21 protein-coding genes are annotated in these 24,800 nt (G+C 72.5%); 9 read left to right on the top strand and 12 right to left on the bottom strand.

What is annotated here, in order from left to right; translation table 11 throughout:
• Nucleotides 1-103 precede the first annotated feature (103 nt).
• From gyrB to dnaA, 6 genes are all read right to left on the bottom strand, one after another.
• On the bottom strand, nt 104-2,134 hold the full coding sequence (gene gyrB, locus ACFVVU_RS06990; protein ID WP_380684282.1) for a DNA topoisomerase (ATP-hydrolyzing) subunit B: 2,031 nt from the start codon (nt 2,132-2,134) through the stop codon (nt 104-106).
• A gap of 250 nt (nt 2,135-2,384) precedes the next feature.
• On the bottom strand, nt 2,385-2,906 hold the full coding sequence (locus tag ACFVVU_RS06995; RefSeq protein WP_355362490.1) for a DciA family protein: 522 nt from the start codon (nt 2,904-2,906) through the stop codon (nt 2,385-2,387).
• A gap of 224 nt (nt 2,907-3,130) precedes the next feature.
• Complete coding sequence (recF, locus tag ACFVVU_RS07000) at nt 3,131-4,264, bottom strand: DNA replication/repair protein RecF (RefSeq protein ID WP_387788636.1); 1,134 nt, start codon at nt 4,262-4,264, stop codon at nt 3,131-3,133.
• Between the two features lie 42 nt (nt 4,265-4,306).
• Complete coding sequence (gene gnd, locus ACFVVU_RS07005) at nt 4,307-5,302, bottom strand: phosphogluconate dehydrogenase (NAD(+)-dependent, decarboxylating) (protein WP_387788637.1); 996 nt, start codon at nt 5,300-5,302, stop codon at nt 4,307-4,309.
• Nucleotides 5,303-5,394: 92 nt separating this feature from the next.
• Nucleotides 5,395-6,525: a DNA polymerase III subunit beta gene (dnaN, locus tag ACFVVU_RS07010; protein WP_380684279.1), complete on the bottom strand. Its 1,131-nt coding sequence runs from the start codon at nt 6,523-6,525 to the stop codon at nt 5,395-5,397.
• 952 nt (nt 6,526-7,477) lie between these two features.
• Nucleotides 7,478-9,298 (bottom strand): chromosomal replication initiator protein DnaA, encoded by a 1,821-nt coding sequence (dnaA, locus tag ACFVVU_RS07015; RefSeq protein ID WP_380715081.1) that lies wholly within the window; start codon nt 9,296-9,298, stop codon nt 7,478-7,480.
• A gap of 353 nt (nt 9,299-9,651) precedes the next feature.
• On the opposite strand from dnaA, the gene rpmH reads away from it, so the two are divergent.
• The 9 genes from rpmH to ACFVVU_RS07060 all read left to right on the top strand — a co-directional run bounded on the left by rpmH (nt 9,652) and on the right by ACFVVU_RS07060 (nt 16,473).
• Nucleotides 9,652-9,789 (top strand): 50S ribosomal protein L34, encoded by a 138-nt coding sequence (gene rpmH, locus ACFVVU_RS07020; RefSeq protein WP_030059672.1) that lies wholly within the window; start codon nt 9,652-9,654, stop codon nt 9,787-9,789.
• Between the two features lie 18 nt (nt 9,790-9,807).
• Complete coding sequence (rnpA, locus tag ACFVVU_RS07025) at nt 9,808-10,236, top strand: ribonuclease P protein component (RefSeq protein WP_380689181.1); 429 nt, start codon at nt 9,808-9,810, stop codon at nt 10,234-10,236.
• On the top strand, nt 10,233-10,604 hold the full coding sequence (gene yidD, locus ACFVVU_RS07030) for a membrane protein insertion efficiency factor YidD (protein ID WP_380689184.1): 372 nt from the start codon (nt 10,233-10,235) through the stop codon (nt 10,602-10,604). The genes rnpA and yidD overlap by 4 nt, the downstream gene beginning before the upstream one ends.
• Entirely contained in the window at nt 10,601-11,767 is a 1,167-nt protein-coding gene (gene yidC, locus ACFVVU_RS07035) for a membrane protein insertase YidC (RefSeq protein ID WP_380689187.1), read from the top strand. The genes yidD and yidC overlap by 4 nt, the downstream gene beginning before the upstream one ends.
• 84 nt (nt 11,768-11,851) lie before the next feature.
• Entirely contained in the window at nt 11,852-12,382 is a 531-nt protein-coding gene (locus ACFVVU_RS07040; protein WP_380689189.1) for a protein jag, read from the top strand.
• Nucleotides 12,383-12,570: 188 nt separating this feature from the next.
• Nucleotides 12,571-13,410: a 16S rRNA (guanine(527)-N(7))-methyltransferase RsmG gene (gene rsmG, locus ACFVVU_RS07045; RefSeq protein WP_387788638.1), complete on the top strand. Its 840-nt coding sequence runs from the start codon at nt 12,571-12,573 to the stop codon at nt 13,408-13,410.
• A gap of 258 nt (nt 13,411-13,668) precedes the next feature.
• Nucleotides 13,669-14,643, top strand: coding sequence for a ParA family protein (locus ACFVVU_RS07050; RefSeq protein WP_380689705.1), 975 nt, complete (start codon nt 13,669-13,671; stop codon nt 14,641-14,643).
• Nucleotides 14,640-15,728, top strand: a complete 1,089-nt coding sequence (locus ACFVVU_RS07055; RefSeq protein ID WP_387788639.1) for a ParB/RepB/Spo0J family partition protein — start codon at nt 14,640-14,642, stop codon at nt 15,726-15,728. Before ACFVVU_RS07050 ends, ACFVVU_RS07055 begins: the two co-directional genes overlap by 4 nt.
• A gap of 127 nt (nt 15,729-15,855) precedes the next feature.
• Nucleotides 15,856-16,473, top strand: a complete 618-nt coding sequence (locus ACFVVU_RS07060; RefSeq protein WP_380689701.1) for a GNAT family N-acetyltransferase — start codon at nt 15,856-15,858, stop codon at nt 16,471-16,473.
• A gap of 122 nt (nt 16,474-16,595) precedes the next feature.
• Here the strand turns inward: ACFVVU_RS07060 and trxA are convergent, their stop codons facing one another.
• The 6 genes from trxA to murJ all read right to left on the bottom strand — a co-directional run bounded on the left by trxA (nt 16,596) and on the right by murJ (nt 24,787).
• Nucleotides 16,596-16,922 (bottom strand): thioredoxin, encoded by a 327-nt coding sequence (trxA, locus tag ACFVVU_RS07065; protein WP_380684532.1) that lies wholly within the window; start codon nt 16,920-16,922, stop codon nt 16,596-16,598.
• Nucleotides 16,923-17,057: 135 nt separating this feature from the next.
• Nucleotides 17,058-18,023 (bottom strand): thioredoxin-disulfide reductase, encoded by a 966-nt coding sequence (gene trxB / locus ACFVVU_RS07070; protein WP_355362515.1) that lies wholly within the window; start codon nt 18,021-18,023, stop codon nt 17,058-17,060.
• 173 nt (nt 18,024-18,196) lie between these two features.
• On the bottom strand, nt 18,197-19,117 hold the full coding sequence (locus ACFVVU_RS07075; RefSeq protein WP_387788640.1) for a hypothetical protein: 921 nt from the start codon (nt 19,115-19,117) through the stop codon (nt 18,197-18,199).
• The gene (gene sigM / locus ACFVVU_RS07080; RefSeq protein ID WP_387788641.1) at nt 19,114-19,884 is read right to left on the bottom strand and encodes an RNA polymerase sigma factor SigM; all 771 of its coding nucleotides are present in this window, start codon (nt 19,882-19,884) and stop codon (nt 19,114-19,116) included. The genes ACFVVU_RS07075 and sigM overlap by 4 nt, the downstream gene beginning before the upstream one ends.
• A gap of 46 nt (nt 19,885-19,930) precedes the next feature.
• Nucleotides 19,931-22,006 carry a serine/threonine protein kinase gene (locus tag ACFVVU_RS07085; RefSeq protein WP_387788642.1) on the bottom strand — a complete coding sequence of 692 codons (2,076 nt, stop codon included), beginning with the start codon at nt 22,004-22,006 and terminating at the stop codon, nt 19,931-19,933.
• Nucleotides 22,007-22,237: 231 nt separating this feature from the next.
• Entirely contained in the window at nt 22,238-24,787 is a 2,550-nt protein-coding gene (gene murJ / locus ACFVVU_RS07090) for a murein biosynthesis integral membrane protein MurJ (protein ID WP_380684536.1), read from the bottom strand.
• Nucleotides 24,788-24,800: the final 13 nt, after the last annotated feature.

A 24,800-nucleotide genomic window follows, 5' to 3' on the forward strand; every position in this document is an offset into this window, starting at 1 on the left:
CTCGGGGGTCTCGGGCTGCTCGCCTTCGGGACGGTTGTCGTCGACCACTGGTGGTCAGTTTCCTTTCACGCGGACTGGTACGTGCGGGGCCTGCGGGCAGGCGTCACACGTCCAGGAAGCGGACGTCCTTGGCGTTGCGCTGGATGAAGGAACGGCGGGCCTCGACGTCCTCGCCCATCAGGATCGAGAACAGCTCGTCGGCGCGGGCGGCGTCCTCCAGGGTGACCTGGAGCAGCAGGCGGTGGGCCTGGTCCATGGTGGTGACCCGGAGCTCCTCGGCGTTCATCTCGCCGAGACCCTTGAACCGCTGGATCGCGTCGTCCTTCGGCAGCCGGCGCCCGGCGGCCACGCCCGCCGCGATCACGGCGTCGCGCTCGCGGTCGGAGTAGACGTACTCGAAGTCGTCCTTGCCCCACTTGATCTTGTACAGCGGCGGCATCGCCAGGTAGACGTAGCCGGCCTCGACCAGCGGCCGCATGAAGCGGAACAGCAGGGTCAGCAGCAGGGTGCGGATGTGCTGTCCGTCGACGTCGGCGTCGGCCATCAGCACGATCTTGTGGTACCGCAGCTTGGACTCGTCGTAGTCCTCCTGGATGCCGCAGCCGAAGGCCGAGATCAGCGCCTGGACCTCGGTGTTCTGCAGCACCTTGTCGATCCGGGCCTTCTCGACGTTCAGGATCTTGCCGCGGATCGGGAGGATCGCCTGGATGCGCGGGTCGCGGCCCTGCTTGGCCGAGCCGCCGGCGGAGTCACCCTCGACGATGAAGATCTCGCACTCGGCCGGGTCCTTGGACTGGCAGTCGCTGAGCTTGCCGGGCAGCGAGGCGGACTCCAGCAGGCCCTTGCGGCGGGTGAGGTCGCGGGCCTTGCGGGCGGCGACGCGCGCGGTGGCCGCCTGGATGGACTTGCGGATGATGTCCGCGGCCTCGTTGGGGTTGCGGTCCAGCCAGTCGTTCAGGTGCTCGTGGACGACCTTCTGGACGAAGGTCTTCGCCTCGGTGTTGCCCAGCTTGTCCTTGGTCTGGCCCTCGAACTGCGGCTCGCCGAGCTTGACCGAGATGATCGCGGTCAGACCCTCGCGGATGTCCTCGCCGGAGAGGTTGTCGTCCTTCTCCCGGAGCAGCTTCTTGTCCCGCGCGTAGCGGTTGACCAGGCCGGTCAGCGCCGCGCGGAAGCCCTCCTCGTGGGTACCGCCGCCGTGGGTGTGGATGGTGTTGGCGAAGGAGTAGACCCCCTCGGTGTACGAGGAGTTCCACTGCATGGCGATCTCCACCGAGATCGCCTTGTCCTTGTCCTCCGCCTCGAAGTCGATCACCGAGGGGTGGACGACCTCGCCCTTGCGGGAGTTGAGGTGGGCGACGAAGTCGGCGATGCCGCCGTCGTACTTGTAGGTGACCGAGAGCGGCTTGCCCTCCTCGTCGACGTGCTCGGGGCGCTCGTCGGTGAGCCTGATGGTCAGGCCCTTGTTGAGGAACGCCATCTCCTGGAACCGGCGGGAGAGCGTCTCGAAGGAGTAGACCGTGGTCTCGAAGATGTCCGGGTCGGCCCAGAAGGTGACGCTGGTGCCGGTGCGCTCGGTGGCCTCGTGCTGGGCCAGCGGGGCGGTCGGGGTGCCGGCCTTGTACTCCTGGGTCCAGCGGTGGCCGTCGGTGTGGATCTCCACCGCGAGTCGGGTGGAGAGCGCGTTCACCACGGAGACGCCGACGCCGTGCAGACCGCCGGAGACCGCGTAGCCGCCGTTGCCGAACTTGCCGCCCGCGTGCAGGACCGTCAGCACGACCTCGACGGCCGGCTTGCCCTGGCCCGGCATGATGCCGACCGGGATGCCGCGGCCGTTGTCGACCACGCGCACGCCGCCGTCGGCCAGCAGCGACACGTCGATGGTGTCCGCGTGGCCGGCCATCGCCTCGTCGACGGAGTTGTCCACGATCTCCTGCACCAGGTGGTGCAGGCCTCGCTCACCGGTCGAGCCGATGTACATGCCGGGGCGCTTGCGGACGGCGTCGAGGCCCTCCAGCACCTGGATGGCGCTCGCGTCGTACGACCGGTCGGACTGGTCGGTCTGGTCTGGGGTCTGGCTGGGGTTGCCGGAATCGGCCACGAAGCGCCCTCTCTGGCACAGCGCGGGCCGCATCCCCGCTCCCTCTGCGGGCGGGCGTGCGACCACGGCGTTTCGACTCGGTTGCCACTAGCAACAGTGTTTGCCCTTCAGTCTACCGGTACGACTGACATCGATGGGCGTTTGGCAGCCTCTGAGGGCAGAAATGCCGCCCTGAATCCCCTCGGGACATGTCCCGATACTCGACCGGGGGGCTCAGACCGCCTGGCAGGGCCGTCAGGGGTTCCGGAGGATCACGGTCCGCTCCGTCCCGCGACCCTCGGGCCTATCCCCAGGTGTCCCCGGGGCCCTTGCTGCCGGGGGCGCGCAGCCGGCCGTAGCCGCGCACCGGGGCGGCGGGGCCGAGCACCTTGATGGTGCGAACCGTGCCGTGGCCCAGCTCGTGGTTCAGACGGGCCACCAACTGCCGCGCCAGCCAGCGGAGTTGAGTGGCCCACGCGGTGGAGTCGCACTGCACCGTGAGCACCGCGGCCTCGTCGTCGTAGGCGGTCGGCGTGCAGTGCGCGGCGATGTCCGGCCCGACGATCTGCGGCCAACGGCCCATCACCCCGCCGACCGCGGCCGAGGACTCCCAGCCCCGCTCGGTCAGCAGCCGGGTCAGCGCCGCCCCCAGCGGCACCGGGTCGCGGCCGTCCGAGCGGGCGCCGCTGCGCAGTCCGTGCCGCTTCGCCTCGCGCTTCTCGCGCACCTGCTCACCGCGCTGGCGGGCCTGCGCCCGGGCCGCCCGCAGCGCCGAGCGCGCCAGGTCGGCACCGGTCGGCTCGGGGTGCTCCGCCGACTCGCTCACGGCGATCTCCTTATCCCCACCCTGTGGACAACGGTGAGCCGTCCAGCGTACGGGAGCCGGGTGGGCGCGCGGCGGCGCGGGTGGGCCACGCCGGGGGTACGGACACGGGGTGTACGGGCCGCTCCGACGGCGGCCGGGCAGGCGGGGGTCGGGCAGGAACCGGTCGGGCGGGGCCGGGCGGAGGGGCCGGGCGGAGGGGCGCCGTCGGGCCGGCGCGGGCGCGGTCAGCCGGTGACGCGCTGGACGGCGCCGTCGGCGACCGCGTACCGGGCGCCGGCCAGCGCCTTCGGCACGTCCTCGGCCACCGCCGCGGTCACCAGCACCTGCTCGCCGCCGGCCACCAGCTCGGCCAGCCGGTCGCGGCGGGCGGCGTCCAGCTCGGCGAAGACGTCGTCCAGGATCAGCACCGGCTCTCCCCCGTCGGCGCGCAGCAGCTCGTAGGACGCCAGCCGCAGTGCCAGCGCGAACGACCAGGACTCGCCGTGGCTGGCGTAGCCCTTGGCGGGCAGCGGGCCGAGCTTGAGCACCAGCTCGTCGCGGTGCGGGCCGACCAGGGTGACGCCGCGGTCGACCTCCTGCTTGCGGGCCGTCCGCAGCGCCTCGATCAGCTGTTCCTCGGCCTGCTCGCGGCTGGTCGGCAGCTCCCCCTCGAAGGAGCTGCGGTACTCCAGCGCGGTCTCCCCGCCGCCCGGCGCGAGCTGTCCGTAGGCGGCCGCGACCAGCGGCTGGAGGGAGGCCACCAGCTGCAGGCGGAACGCGGTGAGTTCGGCGCCGGCCCGGGCCAGGTGACCGTCCCAGACCTCCAGGGTGGAGAGGTCGGCGCCCTTGCCGCCGCCGGCCCGGCGGGCCATCGCGGCGGTCTTCAGCAGGGCGTTGCGCTGCTTGAGCACCCGTTCGTAGTCCTGCCGGACCCCGGCCAGCCGGGGCGCGCGGGCGGTCAGCAGCTCGTCCAGGAAGCGCCGCCGCTCCCCCGGGTCGCCCTTGACCAGGGCGAGGTCCTCGGGGGCGAACAGCACGGTGCGCAGCAGGCCCAGCACGTCGCGCGGGCGGACGTTGTCGGAGCGGTTGATCCGGGCCCGGTTGGCCTTGCCCGGGGTGATCTCCAGCTCGACCAGGGTGGAGCGGCCGCGGTCCACCACCGAGGTGCGGATCACCGCGCGCTCGGCGCCCAGCCGGATCAGCGGGGCGTCGGTGGCGACCCGGTGGCTGCCCAGGGTGGCGACGTAGCCGACCGCCTCGACCAGGTTGGTCTTGCCCTGGCCGTTGGGCCCGACGAAGGCCGTCACGCCCGGGTCGAGGGAGACCTCGGCCCGGGCGTAGGAACGGAAGTCGGCGAGCGACAGGTGCGCGACGTGCATGACGGTGGACTGCGCTCGCCTTCTGGGGTGGGACTGCGGGGACTACTTCGACTCGACCGCGTGGCCGCCGAACTGGTTGCGCAGCGCGGCGATCATCTTCATCTGCGGGGAGTCGTCCTGGCGGGAGGCGAAGCGGGCGAAGAGCGAGGCGGTGATCGCCGGCAGCGGGACGGCGTGGTCGATCGCGGCCTCGACGGTCCAGCGGCCCTCGCCGGAGTCGGCGGCCCAGCCCTTGAGCTTGCCCAGGTGCTCGTCCTCGTCCAGGGCGCGCACGGCCAGGTCGAGCAGCCAGGAGCGGATCACGGTGCCCTCCTGCCAGCTGCGGAAGACCTCGCGGACGTCGGTGACCTCGGGGGCGGCCTCCAGCAGCTCCCAGCCCTCGGCGAAGGCCTGCATCATCGCGTACTCGATGCCGTTGTGGACCATCTTGGCGAAGTGGCCGGCGCCGACCGCGCCCGCGTGCACCGAGCCGAAGTCACCCTCGGGCTTGAGGGCGTCGAAGACCGGCTGGACCTTGGCCACGTGCTCGGCGTCGCCGCCGTACATCAGCGCGTAGCCGTTCTCCAGGCCCCAGACGCCGCCGGAGACGCCGCAGTCGACGAAGCCGATGCCCTTGGCGGCCAGCGCCTCGGCGTGCTTGACGTCGTCGGTCCAGCGGGAGTTGCCGCCGTCGACGACCACGTCACCGGGGGAGAGCAGCTCGGCCAGCTCGTCCACGGTGGCCTGGGTGGCGGCGCCGGCCGGAACCATGACCCAGACGACGCGCGGGCCCTGCAGCTTGGTGACCAGCTCCTGGAGGCTCTCGACGTCGGAGATGTCGGGGTTGCGGTCGTAGCCGATGACGGTGTGGCCGGCGCGGCGGATCCGCTCGCGCATGTTGCCGCCCATCTTGCCGAGACCGATGAGGCCGAGCTCCATAGCCAAATCCTTACCTGTGGTGACGTCCCTGCGGGCGGCGCCGTTGCCGCGCCTCCTTGAGCCTACGTGCTGGAGCGGAAGGGCCTCCTCGCGGTCGGGCCGACCGGGGGAGGGTTCCACAGGTTTGTTCACAGGGCTGTGGACGGAGCCGTGGACAGAAGGCTCCCGGGCCGGACCGGTGGCGGCCGGTCCGGCCCGGGAGCGCAGCCGGCTCAGCCGGAGAGGCGGACCGGCATGATCAGGTACTGGTAGGCCTCGTCGGCCTCCGCGTCCACCGAGGCCTTGCCGCTGAGCAGCGCGGGCTTGGTCGGGGTGGTGAAGCTCAGCTGGGCGTAGGCGGAGTCGATGGCCTTGAGGCCCTCCTCCAGGTAGCCCGGGTTGAACGCGATCGAGATGGCGTCCCCCTCCAGGGAGGCGTCGATCCGCTCGGTGGCCTGGGCGTCGTCGCCGGAGCCGGCCTCCAGGGTGAGCACGCCCTCCTCGAAGTTCAGCCGGACCGGGGTGTTGCGCTCGGCGACCAGCGAGACGCGCTTGAGCGCCTCCAGGAAGGGCTGGGTCTGGATCGCCGCGATCGCGTTGAACTCGGTCGGGAACAGGCTGCGGTACTTCGGGAACTCGCCCTCCAGCAGCCGGGTGGTGGTCCGCCGGCCGGCGCCCTCGAAGCCGATCAGGCCCTCGCCCGCGCCGCCCGAGGAGAGCGCGATGGAGACGTTGTCGCCGCTGCCCAGGGACTTGGCGATGTCCTGCAGGGTCTTGGCCGGGACCAGCGCGACGGCCGAGATGTCGGCCTGCTCGGGCTTCCACAGCAGCTCGCGCACCGCGAAGCGGTAGCGGTCGGTGGCGGCCAGGGTGATCCGGTCGCCCTCGATCTCGACCCGGACACCGGTGAGCACCGGCAGGGTGTCGTCACGGCCGGCGGCCACCGCGGCCTGGCTGACCGCGGAGGCGAAGACGTCGCCGGGGACGGTGCCGGTCGCGGTCGGCATCTGGGGCAGTGCCGGGTACTCGTCCACCGGAAGGGTGGGCAGGGTGAACCGGGAGCTGCCGCAGACCACGCTGACCCGCTGGCCGTCGGTGGAGATCTCCACAGGCCTGTTGGGAAGGTTGCGCGAGATGTCGTTGAGCAGCCGGCCGGAGACCAGCACGGTGCCGGCCTCCTCGATGTCGGCCTCCAGCTCGACCCGGGCCGAGACCTCGTAGTCGAAGCCGGACAGCGCCAGGCTGCCGTCCTGAGCCGTCAGCAGCAGGCCGGCCAGCACCGGCACCGGCGGCCGTGCCGGGAGGCTGCGGGCAGCCCAGGCCACCGCCTCCGCGAGGACGTCACGCTCCACCCGGAACTTCACCGGTAACCGCCTCCTGGATCGAGCGCTCCCGCTCGCACGTCTGGTTCTTCTGATCTTGGTCTTCGGTGCGGCTGTCCGCCGAGCTCCGCCGCTCCGCTTCCAGTCGCCGAGGACAGTCTGACGTACTCCACCGACAGACGGGGCAGACGGGCGGAAGCAACTCGAACGGATGTCGGGCAGCGGTTGTCCACAGATTTCGGCCCCACCTGCTTTTGAACCAGGCGAACGGTCTATAGGTGTAGTGGTAGTAGTAGGGCCTGTGGAAACCGTGGATAACCCTGTTTGCGCAGGTCAGGCCCGGTTTTTTGTCCACAGGACATGTGGATGCGGCCTGTGGACGAACACGGCCCGCTGTGGACGGCGGAGCGTTACCCACAGGGCACGCTGAGTATCCACAGGTTATCCCCAGCGCTGTCCCCAGATCCGGGCCCGGTTATCCACGGGCCCCGGTCAACTTTTCGTGACGGCTTTCACACCTGGGCATGAACGAGGGCAGAAGCTTGTCGAACTGTGGACACGGCTGTGGACAACCTGGGGATAACCTCGCCCGGCCTGGGGACAACCGGTGGACAACTCGGATGGCCCACTGACGGGCCGACAATTGTCCACACCCTGTGGATAACGGTTGTGCACAAGTCCACAGGCACCTGACCTGCGCGGAAGAGCGTAGCGGCGGCCGCCCTGTGGAGGAATTCTGGATAACTCACGGCGCCCGGGCCTGTGGACGGCGGAGAACCCGTCCGGCCTGTGGATTTCCGCCTCGCGCACCGGTGGCGTTCGAATCCCCGGTCAGATGTTCGGCGCGGGCTGTGGACTGGCGGAGCGTCCGTCACCGGCATCCCTGCCCCGCCGATGCGCGGTGCACACCTGTGGATATGCCGAAAGGGCGCCAGGATCGCTCCTGACGCCCTTTTCCGGCCACCCGGGGCCCGCCCGTCCGCGGGCCCGCCGGCTAGCTCTTGATGCGGTTGGTCAGCTCGGTGACCTGGTTGTAGATCGATCGCCGCTCGGCCATGAGTGACCGGATCTTGCGGTCGGCGTGCATCACCGTGGTGTGGTCGCGGCCGCCGAACTGCGCGCCGATCTTCGGCAGCGAGAGGTCGGTGAGTTCCCGGCAGAGGTACATGGCGATCTGACGCGCGGTCACCAGTACGCGGCTGCGCGAGGATCCGCAGAGGTCGTCCACCCCGAGCCCGAAGTAGGCGGCGGTCTGCTGCATGATCACCTGGGCGGTGATCTCCGGCCCGGCGTCCTCGTCGCCGCCCGGGATGAGGTCCTTGAGGACGATCCCGGCCAGCTCCAGGTCGACCGGCGCCCGGTTGAGGTTGGCGAAGGCGGTGACCCGGATCAGGGCCCCCTCCAACTCCCGGATGTTCCGGGTGATCCGGGACGCGATGAACTCCAACACATCGGCGGGAGCGTTGAGTTGCTCCTGGATCGCCTTCTTGCGCAGGATCGCGATCCGGGTCTCCAGCTCCGGCGGGGTGACGTCGGTGATCAGTCCCCACTCGAAGCGGTTGCGCAGCCGGTCCTCCAGCGTGGTCAGCAGCTTGGGCGGCCGGTCGGAGGAGAGCACGATCTGCTTGTTGGCGTTGTGCAGGGTGTTGAAGGTGTGGAAGAACTCCTCCTGCGTGGACTCCTTGCTCGCCAGGAACTGCACGTCGTCCACGAGCAGGATGTCCATGTCCCGGTAGCGCTTGCGGAAGGTGTCCGCCTTGCCGTCCCGGATGGAGTTGATGAACTCGTTGGTGAACTCCTCGGAGGACACGTAGCGCACCCGGGTGCCCGGGAAGAGGCTGCGCGAGTAGTGCCCGATGGCGTGCAGCAGGTGGGTCTTGCCCAGCCCGGACTCGCCGTAGATGAAGAGCGGGTTGTACGCCTTGGCCGGGGCCTCGGCGACCGCCACCGCCGCCGCGTGCGCGAAGCGGTTGCTGGCGCCGATGACGAAGGTGTCGAACAGGTACTTGGGGTTCAGCCGGGCGGCCGGCTCGTCCTTGCGGGAACCGCCGGCCGGGGGCGCGCCGGGCGGGGCGGGCACACCGGGGACCGCCGGGCGGTCGGTGGCGCGCTCGGCGGGGGCCTTGTCCGCGCCGCGGCCGGCGGCCGGGCGGGCCGCGGGGCGGCGGCCGGAGGCGGTCCGCGGGTGCTCGCCCGGACCGGGGCCGTAGGCGCCGCCGAAGAGGTCGCCCTGGGTGGTGGAGGGCGGCGCGGGGACGTGCCGCGGCGCGGGCCGGGGCGCCGGCTCCTCGGGCTCGCGGTAGGCCGGCGGCTGCTCCTGGTAGCCGGGCCAGGCCTGGTTGCCGCCCGCCGGGCCGCCGTACGGCGCGGGGTGCTGCTCGTAGCCGCCGCTCTCGTAGTGCGGCCGCTCGTAGCCCGCCTCGTAGCCCTGCTCGTAGTCCTGTTCGTAGGTCTGCGGGTAGCCCTGGTCGCCGTAGCCGCCGGCGTCCGGCTCGGACGGGTTCGGGTACGGCTCGGCGGGGGCCTGCGGGGCGGGGGTGGTCGGCACGGCGTTGGCGTCGACCATCACGGCGATCCGCACCGGGCGGGCCAGCTCGCGGGAGAGCGCCTCGGTCAGCTGCGGCAGCAGCCGGCCCTCCAGCACCTGCTTGGCCCGCTCGTTGGGGGCCGCCAGCAGGGCGGTGTCGTGCATCATCCACATGGGCTGGGTGCGCTGCACCCACTGCTTGTCCATCTCCCCGACATCCGGGTCGGCGACCAGCCGCTCGACGACCCTCGCCCAGACCGGGACGAGGTCGCTGTTGACATCAGCCACTGGTACACGCTTTCCGATGAACAAACCAGACAAGTCCTGCAACGGTAGTCAGCGAACAGAGCCGGATCAAGTCGTTGTCCACAGGCTGTGGGTAAGCGGCCCCCAGGCGGCTGGTTTGACCCTCGTGCCCCGTCCCGCGTACCGTAACCAGGTCGAGTTGTCGATGGCCGCTGCCGCATGTCCGCGGGTCCACCCGCTCCATAAGGCGCGCAGCACGGGCGCCGTGGATTGCCTCAAACCCCAGCCGAACTGGGGAGATGGGCCGGATTTCCGATACAGGGGAGATCACGCGGACGCACGGTGACGGCCAAGCGACTCCCCGTCATCCTACGATTCACCTCAGGAGCCCCCGAGTGAGCAAGCGCACCTTCCAGCCGAACAACCGTCGCCGCGCGAAGACCCACGGCTTCCGGCTGCGGATGCGTACCCGCGCCGGCCGCGCCATCCTGGCTGCCCGCCGTGGCAAGGGCCGCGCCAGCCTGTCCGCCTGATCCGCACCAGAGTCTGTTGTGCTGCCCTCCGAGAATCGGCTGCGGCGGCGCCAGGACTTCGCGACCGCGGTGAAACGCGGTCGTCGGGCCGGCAGGCCCCTGCTGGTCGTCCATCTCGCCAGAGAGGACGGCCCCGGGGACCGCACCGACCGGACCAGCGACACCCGCCCGCACGTCGCCGAGGGGACTCCTTCGGCGCGTGCGGGTTTCGTCGTGAGCAAGGCCGTCGGCCCGGCGGTCACGCGCAACCTGGTCAAGCGCCGGTTGCGCCATCTCGTACGTGATCGTCTGTCCCGGCTGCCCGCCGGTAGCCTGATAGTGGTGCGTGCGCTGCCCCCGGCCGCGTCCGCCTCGTACCAGGAACTCGAACGCGACCTGGACGCGGCGCTCAAGCGGTTGCTCAAGGCCGAGCACGCCGCCTCGGCGCCGACGGGAGCAGGGCGATGAAGTACCTGCTAATGGGTCTGATCAGGGTCTACCAGTGGACCATCAGCCCACTGCTCGGTCCGGTGTGCCGTTACTACCCGTCCTGCTCGCACTACGGCTTCGAGGCCGTGAAGACGCACGGGGCGGTGAAGGGCGGCGCCCTGACCGCGTGGCGCATCCTGCGCTGCAATCCGTGGACTCCCGGCGGGGTCGATCATGTCCCGCCGCGCAAGCATCCGGTGTGGCACCGCCGGCTGCGGGACCGGCTGAAGGGCCGGTCCGCCGCCGACCAGCCGGTGATCATGCCCCCCGCCGGTCCGGACCCAGAGGGCCCGGCGACCATTGGCCCCATGGGGCCAATCCCAATGTCCAAGGAGCCTGACCGGTGACCTTCTCCTTCCTCAACCCCCTGTACACAGCGGTGTCCTGGATCATCGTCCAGTTCCACTCGCTGTACAGCCACGTCTTCAATCCGGATGGTGGCTGGGCCTGGGGTCTGGCCATCGCCTCGATGGTGGTCGTCATCCGGATCTGCCTGATCCCGCTCTTCGTGAAGCAGATCAAGGCGACCCGGGCCATGCAGGCGATCCAGCCGAAGATGAAGGCCATCCAGGAGCGGTACAAGAACGACCGCCAGCGCCAGTCCGAAGAGATGATGAAGCTGTACAAGGAGGCGGGTACCAACCCGTTCTCCAGCTGCCTTCCCATCCTCGTGCAGGCGCCGTTCTTCACCGCGCTCTACGGCGTGCTGGCCTCGGTCGCCAAGGGCCACGAGATCGGCGTGATCAACGGCGACCTGCTGGTGAGCGCCGGCAAGGCGCACATCTTCGGCGCTCCGCTGTCGGCCACCTTCGTGAGCAGCAGCGAGGTCAGCGTCAAGATCGTCGTCGCCGTGATGATCATCATGATGTCGGCGTCGCAGTTCATCACCCAGCGCCAGCTGATGACGAAGAACGTCGACCTCAGCGTGAAGACGCCGTTCATGCAGCAGCAGAAGATGCTGATGTACGTCTTCCCGATCATGTTCGCCGTGATGGGCATCAACTTCCCGGTCGGTGTCCTGGTCTACTGGCTGACCACCAACGTCTGGTCGATGGGCCAGCAGCTGATCGTCATCCGCAACAACCCGACGCCGGGCAGCAAGGCCTGGGACGAGCGTCAGGTCCGGCTGAAGAAGGCCGGCCGGCTGAACCCGGACGGCTCGGTCATCAAGGGCCCGCTGTTCGGCCTGCTCCCCGCGAAGAAGTCGGCCGTCAGCGCCGAGACCGTGGTCGAGGAGTCGGTGCAGGTGCGCCGGCAGCAGCCGCGGAAGCAGAGCAAGTCGCAGCGCCAGCACACCGGCGGCCAGCCGGCGAGCCTGACCAAGGACGCCCCGGCCGAGCAGCCCGCCGACGCCGCCCCGGCGGACTCCGCGAGCACCGGCACGTCCGGCGGTACCGGTGCGGCCAAGCAGACCGCGGCGCGTCCGGCGGGTGCCAAGTCGGGTCCGGCCCGTCCGCAGGGCGGCCGGCAGCAGCCCAAGCGCGGCGGTCAGCGGCCGAAGAAGAAGTGACCGGTCCGCTCCGGACCGTTCCCGCGGCCCCCTGAACCTCGTTACCGGCCCACCACCCGGGCCCATCTCCGAAGGAGTCCATCAGTGACGGAAGGCATCACCTCCGCCGTCGAGGCCGAGGCCGCCGCCAGCGCCGACGAGAGCCTCATCACCCGCCTGGAGCAGGAGGGCGACATCGCGGCGGACTACCTGGAGGGTCTGCTCGACATCGCCGATCTCGACGGTGACATCGACATGGACGTCGAGGGTGACCGCGCCCTGGTCTCCATCGTCAGCGACGGCAACGACCGCTCCCTGCAGCGGCTGGTCGGCCAGGACGGCGAGGTGCTGGAGGCGCTGCAGGAGCTGACCCGGTTGGCCGTCCACCGGGAGACCGGCGAGCGCAGCCGCCTCATGCTGGACATCGCCGGCTTCCGGGCTCGCAAGCGCTCGGAGCTGGCGACCCTCGGGTCGCAGGCGGCCGATCAGGTGAAGAGCTCGGGGGAGCAGGTCAAGCTGCGTCCGATGACCCCGTTCGAGCGCAAGGTCGTCCATGACGCGGTGGCCGCGGCCGGTCTGCGCAGCGAGTCGGAGGGCGAGGAGCCCCAGCGGTGCGTGGTCGTGCTGCCGGCCTGACGGCAGGGTGACCGTCGGCGGCTTGGGCGGTCGACATGCGACACGAGGACCCGACCCCGTCCGCCACGCGCGGGCGGGGTCGTCGTCCCTTCGCGTCGTCCCTTCGCGGGGCCGTGGCCCGGCGAGAGATGTTTCACGTGAAACGGTGCAGGAGCGGGTCGGTGGATCCGGGGAGCGGAGAGTTCGAGATGGACACGGAGAGCGCGCCTGCCGGCGGGCCGGGGACGGGCGACGGCGGTCCGGGTGCCGAGGACGCGGCCGTCGGCGGGCGTCCAACGGTCGAGCCGCCGCCCGCGCCGCCGGCCGTCGCACGGGAGGTCTTCGGCGAGCGGTACGACGCCGCGGTCCGTTACACCGAGCTGCTGGCGACCGCGGGGGTGACCCGGGGGCTGATCGGGCCGCGCGAGGTGCCCCGGCTCTGGGACCGCCATGTGCTGAACTGCGCCGTCCTCGCCGAGCTGCTGCCGGCCGGGACCACGCTCTGCGACGTCGGCTCCGGTGCCGGTCTGCCCGGTATCCCGGTGGCGCTGGCGCGGCCGGACGTCTCGGTGACCCTGCTGGAGCCGCTGCTTCGGCGCACCACCTTCCTGGAGGAGGTGGTCCGCGAGCTGGGGCTGGAGAACGTCACCGTGCTGCGCGGCCGGGCCGAGGAGATGGTCGGCAAGCTGGCGGTGGACGTGGTGACCGCGCGCGCGGTGGCGCCGATGGAGCGGCTGGCCGGCTGGGGGCTGCCGCTGCTGCGGCCGCACGGCCAGATGCTGGCGCTCAAGGGCGACAGCGCCGAGCAGGAGCTGGCCGACTCCCGGGCCGGGCTGGCGAAGCTCGGCGCGGTCGAGTGGGCGGTGATCGCGGTCGGCGAGGGCACCCTGGAGACCTCGACCCGGGTGGTCCAGGTCAAGGTGGGGGAGAGCCCGGGCGGCGTGAAGGCGGCGACCCGCCGGGCCAGGGCGGCGGCCAGGGCCGGCCGCTCCGGCGCCCCGGCGCGCGGTGCGGACCGCGGCCGGACGCCCCGGCGGCGCGGCCGCTGAGCCGGACGTGATGCCTGCCACGGGCGGGGAGGTCCTCCGACCTCCCCGCCCGTGGCGTTCCCGGGGATCGACGGCATCCGGGTGACGGGCGGGCGGACGACAGGACGACATCGGACCACCGGAGTGTCGCATCGTCAGAATTCCGACATTGCGGGCATGGTGTTTCACGTGAAACGTCGCTCTCTCCTCTCGGGAATCCTCGCGCGCAGCCGGGCGGCGACTGTTGCCGCTCCGGTTTCACGTGAAACACTGAGCCCCATGCAGGACTCGGAGACCATCGACCAGATCGATGACACGCCCATCGCGCGTGCTGCCCAGGCTGCGGTCCAGGCCATCGGCCGAGCGGGCGAGGGACTGCCCCGCCCCGCGGCCACCCGGGTGATGGTGGTGGCCAACCAGAAGGGCGGGGTGGGCAAGACCACCACCACCGTCAACCTCGCCGCCTCGCTGGCCATGCACGGCCTGCGCGTCCTGGTGATCGACCTCGACCCGCAGGGCAACGCCTCGACCGCGCTCGGCATCGACCACCACGCCGAGGTGCCCTCGATCTACGACGTCCTGGTGGAGGGCAAGCCGCTGGCCGACGTGGTGCAGCCGGTGGTCGAGGTCGAGGGACTGTTCTGCGTCCCCGCCACCATCGACCTGGCCGGCGCCGAGATCGAGCTGGTGTCGCTGGTCGCCCGGGAGAGCCGGCTGCAGCGCGCCATCGCCGCCTACGAGCAGCCGCTGGACTACATCCTGATCGACTGTCCGCCCTCGCTGGGCCTGTTGACGGTCAACGCCCTGGTCGCCGGCCAGGAGGTGCTGATCCCGATCCAGTGCGAGTACTACGCGCTGGAGGGTCTCGGCCAGCTGCTGCGCAACGTGGAGCTGGTCCGGGCACACCTCAACCAGGCGCTGCACGTCTCCACCATCCTGCTCACCATGTACGACGCCAGGACCAGGCTGGCGGCCCAGGTGGCGGAGGAGGTCCGGACGCACTTCCAGCAGGAGGTCCTGCACACCGCGATCCCGCGCTCGGTCCGCATCTCGGAGGCGCCCAGCTACGGTCAGACGGTGCTCACCTACGACCCGGGCTCCACCGGCGCGCTCTCCTACCTGGAGGCCGCCCGGGAGCTGGCGCTGCGGGCGGTGCCCGCGGGGGCCGGCGGCTCGTTGGTGGGGCAGCAGCGGGACGGTTCGGGGCAGGGTGCCCCGGGGGCACAGCACGGTACGACGGAGGGCAATCGGTGAGTGGTGGTCGCAGGGGTCTGGGACGGGGGCTGGGGGCGCTGATCGGCCCCGCCGCCCCGGCGGGCGGTGGAGCCGGGACCGGCACCGCGGCGCAGCCGGCGGCGGCCCCGGTGGTCCCGTCCGGGGCGGTCTCGCCGGCCGCGGTGCCGGTGTTGCCGTCCGGCCGGGGAACGCTGGCGGCCAAGGCGGCCGCGGAGAGCCTGCGGGAGCAGGCCGCCGGGGCGGAACCGGCGGCGTCGGCCGGCGCCTACTTCGCCGAGCTGCCGCTGGACGCGATCACCCCGAACCCGCGCCAGCCGCGCGAGGTGTTCGACGAGGACAAGCTGAGCGAGCTGGTCACCTCGATCAAGGAGGTGGGTCTGCTCCAGCCGGTGGTGGTGCGCCAGGTGGCGCCCGGACGCTTCGAGCTCATCATGGGCGAGCGGCGCTGGCGGGCCTCCCGGGAGGCCGGGCTGGAGCTGATCCCGGCGATCGTCCGGGCCACCGAGGACGACAAGCTGCTGCTGGACGCCCTGCTGGAGAACCTGCACCGGGCCGAGCTGAACGCGCTGGAGGAGGCGGCCGCCTACGACCAGCTGCTGCGGGACTTCTCCTGCACCCACGAGGAGCTGGCCGACCGGATCGGCCGCTCGCGTTCGCACGTGTCCAACACCCTGCGGATGCTGAAGCTCTCGCCGAAGGTGCAGCGCCGGCTGGTCGCCGGGACGATCACGGCCGGGCACGCCCGGGCGATCGTCGGGCTCGCGGTCCCCGAGCAGCAGGAGGAACTCGCCACCCGGGTGATCGCCGAGGGGCTCACCGTCCGGATGACCGAGGAACTCGTCCTGCTGATGAAGAGCGAGGAACCGACGCCCAAGCGCTCGGCCGCGCCCAAGGCGGGCAGGATCCTCTCGCCGGCCTTCAACGACCTGGCGAGCCGGCTCTCCGACCGCTTCGACACCCGGGTGAAGGTCGAGGTCTCGCAGCGGGGCGGCAAGCTCGGCAAGGGCAAGGTCGTCCTGGAGTTCGGCTCGGTGGAGGACCTCAACCGGATCCTGGACAGCATGGCGCCCGGCGACGACGGGCTGCGGTTGTCGCAGGGCTGAGCCGGGTCGGCACCGCGGTGGCGATGATGGGTGCATGTTCCGCGTGAGCGCTGTTTCACGTGGAACATGCACCCGTCGGCGTTCGGGGGGAATGCTCGACTGTGGAGTGGACGAGGAGGTGCGGGGCATGGGACGCCGGATCGTTCCGCTGACACTGGACAACCTCGCGGATCTGCCGTCGACCTGCCGCTCCTGTGTGTTCTGGGAGCTGGACCCGGTCAGTGGCCGGGCGGCGGTCGAGTCCGGCAAGCCCGAGCTGGAGAAGGAGGGGTGGATCTCCGCCGTCCTGCTGGAATGGGGGTCCTGCGGCCGGGTGGTCTACGTGGACGACCAGCCGGCCGGCTTCGTGCTCTACGCCCCGCCCGCGTATGTGCCGCGGGCGCAGTCCTTCCCGACCAGCCCGGTCTCCTCGGACGCCGTTCAGCTGATGGTCAGCCGGGTGCTGCCGGGCTTCCAGCGGCAGGGGATCGGGCGGGTGCTGGTGCAGACGGTGGCCAAGGACCTGCTGGGCCGGGGGTTCCGGGCGATCGAGGCCTTCGGCGCGGTGGGGCGCCGGCCGGTCAGCTGTGTGCTGCCGGCCGAGCACCTGCTGGCGGTGGGCTTCAAGACGGTCCGCCCGCACCACCGCTACCCGCGGCTCCGGCTGGAGGCGCGGACCACGCTCTCCTGGCGGGGGGACGTCGAGGGGGCGCTGGAGCGGCTGCTGGGCGGCGGGCGGAAGGAACCGGCGCTGCGGCCGTTCTGAGCACGGTTCTCCGGGCGAGCGCGGCAACGGACGAGAGCCGGCAACGGACGAGGGCCGGCAACGGACGAGGGCGGGACTCCCGGTGGGGAGTCCCGCCCTCGCGGCGTCCTGGGGGAGCGGCCTCAGATCAGGCCGTCCAGCTCGCGCAGCAGCGCGGCCTTCGGACGGGCACCGGTGATCTGCTTCACCGGCTCGCCGTTCTTGAAGAGGATCAGCGTCGGGATGGAGATGACGTTGTACGTCGCGGCGGTCTGCTGGTTGGCGTCGACGTCCAGCTTGGCGATCGTCAGCTTGTCCTTCTCGTCGGCCGCGATCTCCTCCAGGACCGGGGCCACCTGGCGGCACGGGCCGCACCATTCGGCCCAGAAGTCGACGAGGACGGGCTTGTCGCTCTTGAGGACGTCGGCATCGAACGTCGCGTCGGTCACGGTGGTGGTGGCGCCGGCCACGGTCACTCCTAAGGGTCAAACGGGAGGGGGGCTCTGCCAGGTCTACAACACCGCGCGGGGCGGTTCTGTTTCGGCCCGGCGGGGTGGGCGTGTTTCACGTGGAACACACCCACCCGGACGGTGGGGTTGGTGGGGTCAGACCGCGACGGTGGCGGCCTGGGCCTCCAGGTCGGCCAGCGAGGCCAGGTAGCGCTCGGCGTCCAGGGCGGCGGAGCAGCCGGTGCCGGAGGCGGTGATGGCCTGGCGGTAGGTGTGGTCGACGACGTCGCCGGCGGCGAAGACACCCGGGATGTTGGTGCGGGTGGAGGGGGACTCGACCTTGAGGTAGCCCTCGGCGTCGAGGTCCAGCTGGCCCTTGAAGAGCTCGGTGCGCGGGTCGTGGCCGATGGCGATGAACAGGCCGGTGACCGGGAGCTCACGGGTCTCGCCGGTGGTGGTGTCGCGCAGGGTGACACCGGACAGCTTGGGGTCGCCGTGGATGGCCTCGACCGCGCTGTCCCACTCGAAGCTGATCTTCTCGTCGGCGAAGGCGCGCTCCTGCATCGCCTTGGAGGCGCGCAGGGTGTCCCGGCGGTGGATGACCTTGACGCTGCGGGCGAAGCGGGAGAGGAAGGTCGCCTCCTCCAGGGCGGTGTCGCCGCCGCCGACCACCGCGATGTCCTGGTCGCGGAAGAAGAAGCCGTCACAGGTGGCGCACCAGGAGACGCCGCGGCCGGAGAGCGTGTCCTCGTTGGGCAGGCCCAGCTTGCGGTGCTGGGAGCCGGTGGTGACGATCACGGCGCGGGCCTTGTGGACGTTGCCCTCGGAGTCGGTGACGGTCTTGACGTCACCGGTGAGGTCCACGGCGACGATGTCGTCCGGGATCAGCTCGGCACCGAAGCGCTCGGCCTGCGCCCGCATGTTGTCCATCAGCTCCGGGCCCATGATGCCGTCCCGGAAGCCCGGGAAGTTCTCGACCTCGGTGGTGTTCATCAGCGCGCCACCGGCGGTGACGGCGCCCTCGAAGACCAGCGGATTGAGGGAGGCACGAGCCGTGTAGAGCGCAGCCGTGTAGCCGGCCGGGCCGGAACCGATGATGATCACGTTACGGACGTCGCTCACTGCATCTCCTGGTTCGCATCGCGACCCGCGTTTGCTGCGGGGAGGGCGGTCCTGCTCCGCCGCCCGGGACAACGACTGACCAGTGTCTCGCATTCCCAGGAGGATCAGTACCAGGTGCCCGCACTCTGGGAGTGTCGCGCGGCCGACGGCATGGATCGCACGGGAACCATCGGTCAGCCGGCCGGGACGGTGCGGTGCAGCAGGAGCCCGCAGTCGGCGGAGCGGAGGTAGACGTCGAGCTGGTCGGAACGGCCGGGCAGGGCGTAGACGAGGAGCTCGGCGGGGGTGCCGGCGTAACTGCCGCGGCCGGTGGCCAGCAGGGCGGCGGTGCTGGGCGGCGGGCAGGCCGGTGCGGAGCGGCCGCCGCCGGACAGGCCCTGGCCGCTCCCGGCGGGCGGGGCGGCGCTCACGTCGGAGCCGCTCGCGGAACCGGCATCGGCGCCGGCGCCGATGGAGGGCTTGGCGGGCAGGACGGGCCGGCCGCCGGCGGTTTCGGCGAGCAGCTCCCGGACCTGTGCGGTGAGCTGCTCCTCCCGGTAGACGGTGCCGTCGGGGGCCGGGTCGGCCTTGGCGGCGGCCGAAGTGCTCGGGGCGGCGGCGTTGGCGGCGACGGTGGAGTCCTGCTTCGGGGAGTGGGCGGAGAGCGACAGGAAGGCGCCGCCGAGGCCGAGGACGAGCAGCGCGGCGGCCGAGCCGAGCAGCAGGGTCCGGCGGCGCCGGGGGCGGGCGGTCCGGCCCGGTCCGGTGGCGGCGGCGGGCCGGGCCGGCGGGGCGGTCGGCGGGGCCGGCAGCGGGGCCGGCAGGGGAGAGGCCGGGGAGGGCACAGCGGCGTCCTGGGCCGCCGCGGCCACGAGGGCGGCGTCGATCCGGGCGGCGACGTCGGCCGGCATGGCCGGGGGCTCGTCCTCGGCGAGCAGCAGTCGCACCCCGGCGAGCGCGGCCAGGGTCTCCCGGCACTCGGCGCAGCCGGTCAGGTGCCCGCGCAGCGCATCGGTGTCGGCGGGCGGGAGCAGGTCCTCGGCGAGGTCGGCCAGCTCGTCGACGGAGGGGTGCGCGTCCGCGGCGGGGTCGGGGGAGGAGAGGGGCGCCGTCATCGCGTGCTCGCGTCTCCTTCCAGAATCGGCCGGGCTGGGTCCGGGACTGTCCCTGTGACGGTACGGGGCCCGGGTGGGTTCCCGGGTGGGCGGCCGGCGCCGGGGGCGGCGGACGTTGTTTCACGTGAAACATCGGCGGCCCGGGCCGCGGCGCCCGACCCGGCGCCGTCCTCGGCGCGCTCTTCCGCGCGCTCCTCGCGCAGGTGCCGGACGAGTGGCAGCAGCCGGGCGCGGCCCCGGGCGCAGCGGCTCTTCACCGTGCCGACCGGTACTCCCAGCAGCGCGGCGGCCTCGGCGACGGGGTAGCCCTGCATGTCGACCAGGACGAGCGCGGCCCGCTGCTCGGCGGGCAGCTCGGCGAGCGCGGCGGACACCTCGCGGTGCACCTCGGCGCGGACCACCGGGGAGTCGGCCGGCTCGGCGGAGCCGACCAGGGCGTCCAGCCGCCGCGGGTCGTCGTCGAGCGGCTTGGTCCTGCGGGTGGCGGTGCGCCGGGCGCGGTCGAGGCAGGCGTTGACCACGATCCGGTGCAGCCAGGTGGTGACGGCCGAGCGGCCCTGGAAGGTGTGGGCGGAGCGGAAGGCCGAGACCAGGGCGTCCTGCAGGGCGTCGGCGGCCTCCTCGCGGTCGCCGAGGGTGCGCAGCGCGACGGCCCAGAGCCGGTCGCGGTGGCGGTTCACCAGGAGGCCGAAGGCCTCCCGGTCGCCCGCGACGTGCCGGGAGAGGAGCGCCGCGTCGTCGTCGCGCCCCGGTCCGTCCTCCGCCACGTCCACCCCTCGCCGTTCGTGCCGCGCCGCCGCTCCGCTCCGCGGGTCAGCCGAAGACCTTCGCGTCCAGGACGTGGGCCTGGTACTTGCCCGCGTCCTTGGTGCCGGACGGGTTCTGGGACAGGCTGGTCAGCCAGACCAGGACGTAGCGGGTGGTGACCGGCTCGTCCAGCTCGTACTCGATGGTGGTGCCGGCCTGCTTGCCGAGGACCGTGAAGTCGCCCGGCCGCGCCGTCGGCGGGTTGGCGACGTTCTTGCCCGGGACCCGGAGCTCGGCCGTGGTGGGGGTGCCGAACTTGAGGGCCACCTTGGAGACCGGCTGCGCCGAGCCGAGGTCGAGCAGCAGCCCGGTGCCTTCCTTCGTCCTCGGGAAGGGGTCGTTGTACCAGTTGGTGATCCACTCGGTGCTCGGGTCCCCGTCGATCGCCTTGGGCAGGCTGGAGGAGCCTTCCGGGCCGTCGCCCAGCGGGTTGAAGGAGATCGCCTCCTTGACCGCGATCGGCACCGGGTCGTGGGTCGCCGCGTGGGCGCTGGGGGTGGCGGTGGTGCTGCTGGGCTGGGGGACCGCGGCGGCGGTGCTCCCTGGGCGCATGCTGTCCACCAGCTGCCAGGAGGCCACGCCGATGGCGCCGAGGGCGACCGTCCAGGCGGTCACCTTGACCACCCGGCGCAGCCGCCGTCCGGCGCGCCGCACCGGGGCCGCCACCGGGGCGGGCGCGGTGCCGGGGGCGGCGACCACCCGGGTCGGGTTGGGCGCGGTCGGCAGGGCGTGGGTGTTGTGCCGCGGCGGGTTGGTGAAGACCGGCAGCTCGGGCTCGGGCTGGCGGATCCGCGGCATCAGCGCGATCGCCCGGGCGAGGGCCTCGGGGGTGGTGATCGGCTCGGCGTGGTGCGGCGGGTGGTCGAGCAGGGCCCGGGCGGCCAGCTCGGACAGGCCCTTGTGGACCCCGGCCCGGACCTGGTCGGGCGCGACCTCGCCGATGTTCCTGGGCAGGCCCTGGAGGTCGTAGCGGTCCTCGGGGTAGGGCCAGCGGTGGGTGAGCGCGGCGAACAGCAGGGCGCCGATGGCCCGGGTGTCGGAGCGCTCGGCGTCCTCGGTGGGCAGGCCGCGCAGGGCGGCGTCCACCGCGATGCCGTTGATCCGGTACTGACCGCTGTCGGTGCGCAGCACGCAGCGCGGGGTGAGCCGCAGGTGGGCCTGGCCGCGCCGGTGGGCGGCGGCCACCGCGTCGGTGACCTGGCGGACCATCTGGTAGGCCTCGTGCGGCTCCATCGGGCCGTCGGCGAGCAGCTTGGCGAGGTCGGAGGCGTGCGGCAGCCACTCGCGCACGACGTAGACCAGCTCGCCCTCCTGGACGGCGTCCAGGACCTGGACGAAGCGCGGGTCGCCGAGCAGGGCGGCGGACTTGGCGGCGGCCAGCACCTTGCGGGCGCGCTGGTGGCCGGCGGCCATCAGGTGGACGCCGACGGCGCGGCGCAGCTTCTCGTCGACCGCGCGCCAGCTGCTGAAGGTCTCGGTGGAGGAGATGCACTCCTCCAGCCGGTAGCGGTGGCCGATGAGGTCGCCGCTGTGCCGCAGCGGGGCGGGCAGGGTCTGCGGGAGGGTGGCGGTGTCCCGGGGGTCGTGGGTGGGCTGCGGGTCCCGGGGCGGGCGCTTGGCGGCGGGGCGGTCGGTGGACCTGGTGGACCCGGCGGATTCGGCGGCCCGGCGGGCGGCGTCACCGGCGGCCAGTTCGGCGGCGATCTCGGTGGCCGAGAGCGGGGCGGTGATCTCCGAGGTCTCCTCGGCGACGGCCGGGGCCTCGGAGGCTGGTCCGCCGTCCTCGGCGGGCTCCTCGGCGTCGGCGGTACCGGCGTCGGCGTCCGTGTCGTGCTCGTCGGCGGGTTCGCCTCCGGACGCGCCCTTCGCGGAGACCGGTGCCTTCCCGGTGGCCGCCGTCTTCCCGGCGCCCGTGGAGGCCTTCCCGGCGCTCTTGGCGGAGCGCTCGTCGGTCGAGGAGCCGGCCGCGGTGGCCCGGGCCGTGCCGTCGGCGAGTTCGTCGATCGCCGCGGCCAGCGCGGCCTCGTCCGCCGCGCCGTCAGCTGCTGACGTGTCGACGACCGCCTTGGTGCCATCAGCCACCGTGGTCCAGCCTCCCCTTGTGTCGCCCCGGGCCTGAGAGAGAGTCGTGCGGAGCGCTTCGGCCGGTGGCCCCGGTGCTCCAGGACAATTGTGCCCACTGTTCTCCACCGGGTACGACCGCCGAAAGGTCTGCGCGGTTGCCTGTTGGTGGAGAGATGTGATGCAGATCGGCATCGGGCCGCCGGGCGCCGGCCCGGGACGGTCCGGGGAGCGCGGCGGCCCGATGCCGGGTCAGCGGCCCAGTCGGCCGCGCACCATACCCAGCATGGCGTTCAGCTCCTCGATCCGCAGCCGCTTGGCGATGAGCACGAAGACGGCCAGCTGGAGGCCGCCGGCCAGCACGACGGTCAGCACGGCCCCGGCCCAGCCACCGACCACCCGGGTGATCGCGAGGCTCGCGCCCAGCCCCACCAGGGCCGCCGGGACGGAGGCCGTGGCGAGCCGGGAGTAGGTCTTGCCGATCCGCTTGGTGTCCAGGCCGCCGATCTTCTTCTTCAGCTTGGGCACCGCGACCGTCACCCCGACGGCGTAGGCGAGGCCGTAGCCGAGCGCCATTCCGGTGACCGTCCACTCGGCGGGCAGCAGCACCCAGCAGAGCAGCGAGAAGCCGGCCTGGCAGGCCGCCACCCAGACGGTGTTGGAGAACGGCGTGCGGGTGTCCTCGTAGGCGTAGAAGCCGCGGAGCATCACGTACTGCGCCGAGTAGGGGATCAGGCCCAGGGCGAAGGCGGAGAGCATCAGGCCCACGTTGCGGGCGTTGTCCAGGGCGGTGTCGCCGCCGCCCACCGCGTAGATGGCCTGGCCGATGGCCGGGCCGAGCGAGAGGAAGAGGAACGCCGCCGGGACGACCGCGACGGCCGTGGTGCGCAGCCCGTAGGAGAGGTCGTCGCGCACGGCGCCGGCGTCCTCGTCGGCGGCCGCGCGGGACAGCCGGGGCAGCACCGCGCTCATGATCGAGACGGTGATGACGGCCTGCGGGAGCTGCCAGATCAGCAGGGCGTTGGAGAAGGCCGCGAGGCCGACGCCGCCGTGGCCGCCCGCCTCGGCGTCACTGCCGGCGGCGGTGGCCAGCTGGGTGATGACCAGGAAGCCGGCCTGGTTGGCGAGCACGAAGAAGAACGTCCACTTGGCGAGCCGGGCCGCCTTGCCCAGGCCGTGGCCGCGCCAGTCGAAGCGCGGGCGGAAGGAGAAGCCGGCCGCCCGCAGGTAGGGGATCATCGCCAGCGACTGCACCGCGAGGCCCACCAGGGTGCCGATGCCGAGCAGCCGGACACCCTCGGGGGTGATGGTCTCCGGGGTGACGTGGGTGCCGTCGAAGCCGCCGTAGACCCAGATGTAGGCGCTGAAGGTGAAGATCACCACGATGTTGTTGAGGACCGGCGTCCACATCATCGCGCCGAACCGGCCGCGGGCGTTGAGGATCTGGCCCATCACCACGTGGATGCCCATGAAGAAGATGGTCGGCAGGCAGTACCGGGCCAGGGCCACGGTGGTGTCCGCGCGGGCCGGGTCCTCCATCATCGAGTGGGCGATCAGCTGGACGAGCACCGGTGCCCCGAGCACGGCCAGGAAGACCACGCCGGCCAGGCCGACCATCACCAGGGTGAGCAGCCGGTTGGCGTAGGCGGTGCCGCCGTCCGCGTCGTTCTTCATGCTGCGGACCAGCTGCGGCACGAAGACGGCGTTCAGCGCGCCGCCGCCGATCAGGATGTAGAGCAGGGTCGGCAGGGTGTTGGCCGCGTTGTAGGAGTCACCCATCACGGCGATGCCGATCGCGCCGGCGATCACCATGGTGCGCAGGAAGCCGGTGCCCCGGGAGACCAGGGTGCCGGCCGCCATGATCGCACTGGAGTTCAGCAGCGAGGCGACCTTGCCGCCGCCGGAGGTCTTCCCGGCGTCGTCCAGGGGGGCGGCGGGGGCGGACTGCTCCTCGGCCGCGAGGTCGGCGAGCGGCTCCACCGCGGGCGGCAGCTGCACCGCGGCCACCTGCATGGTGGCCTCGTCCTCGGCGAGCGGCGGGTCGAACTCGATCGGCGGGACGAAGGGGCGGTGCCCGTCCGGACCGTGGCCGCCGGGGTGGCCGCCGGGGCCGGGTCCGTACGGGGCCTGCGGTCCGTGCTGCGGTCCGTGCTGCCCCGGGTACGCGCCGGCCGGGGGGAACGGCGCGGGCGGGGCGGGCGGGACCGGCGCGGCGGGCGGCTGGGGGGCCGCCGGCTGCTGGGCGGGGGACTGCTGGGCCGGCGGGCGGGGCGCCTCGGCGGTCACCTGGTTCCCGCCGAACAGCGCGTCCACGCCGACGTACTCGGTCGACTCGGAGTCCCAGGCGGAGTGCGCCGGTCCGGGCTGCCACTGCGGCTCACCGCCCCAGCCGGGGGCCGGAGCACCCGGCGCACCCGGACCCGCGGGAGCGGCCGGACCCGCCGGGGCGGCGTCCCGCGGATGCCCGTCGCGCCAGCCGGCCGGCGCCGGGGTGTCCCAGCCGGGCTGCACCGGCGGCACCGGCGGGGAGAACGGCGTCGGCGGCACCGGCGCCGGGTAGTCACCGCCGTGCGGCGGCAGCTGCGGCGGCACGTCGTACGCGGCCGCCGGCTGCTGCGGCGCGGCGGGCCGGGCGGCCCGCAGGCCGTACGGGTCCTGCTCGCCAGGACCGCCCTGGTACGCGTCGGCCGCGTACGGGTCCTGGGCGTAGGTGTCGGCCACGTACCAGTCGCCGGACGGCGACTCGGCGCCCGGACGGACCTCTCCGCGGCCCGGAGGCCGCTCCTCGCTGCGCCCGGTCATGTCACCTCTTCGC

It is taken from the genome of Kitasatospora sp. NPDC057965 (assembly GCF_042887135.1).
In the GTDB taxonomy this organism is placed as follows: domain Bacteria; phylum Actinomycetota; class Actinomycetes; order Streptomycetales; family Streptomycetaceae; genus Kitasatospora.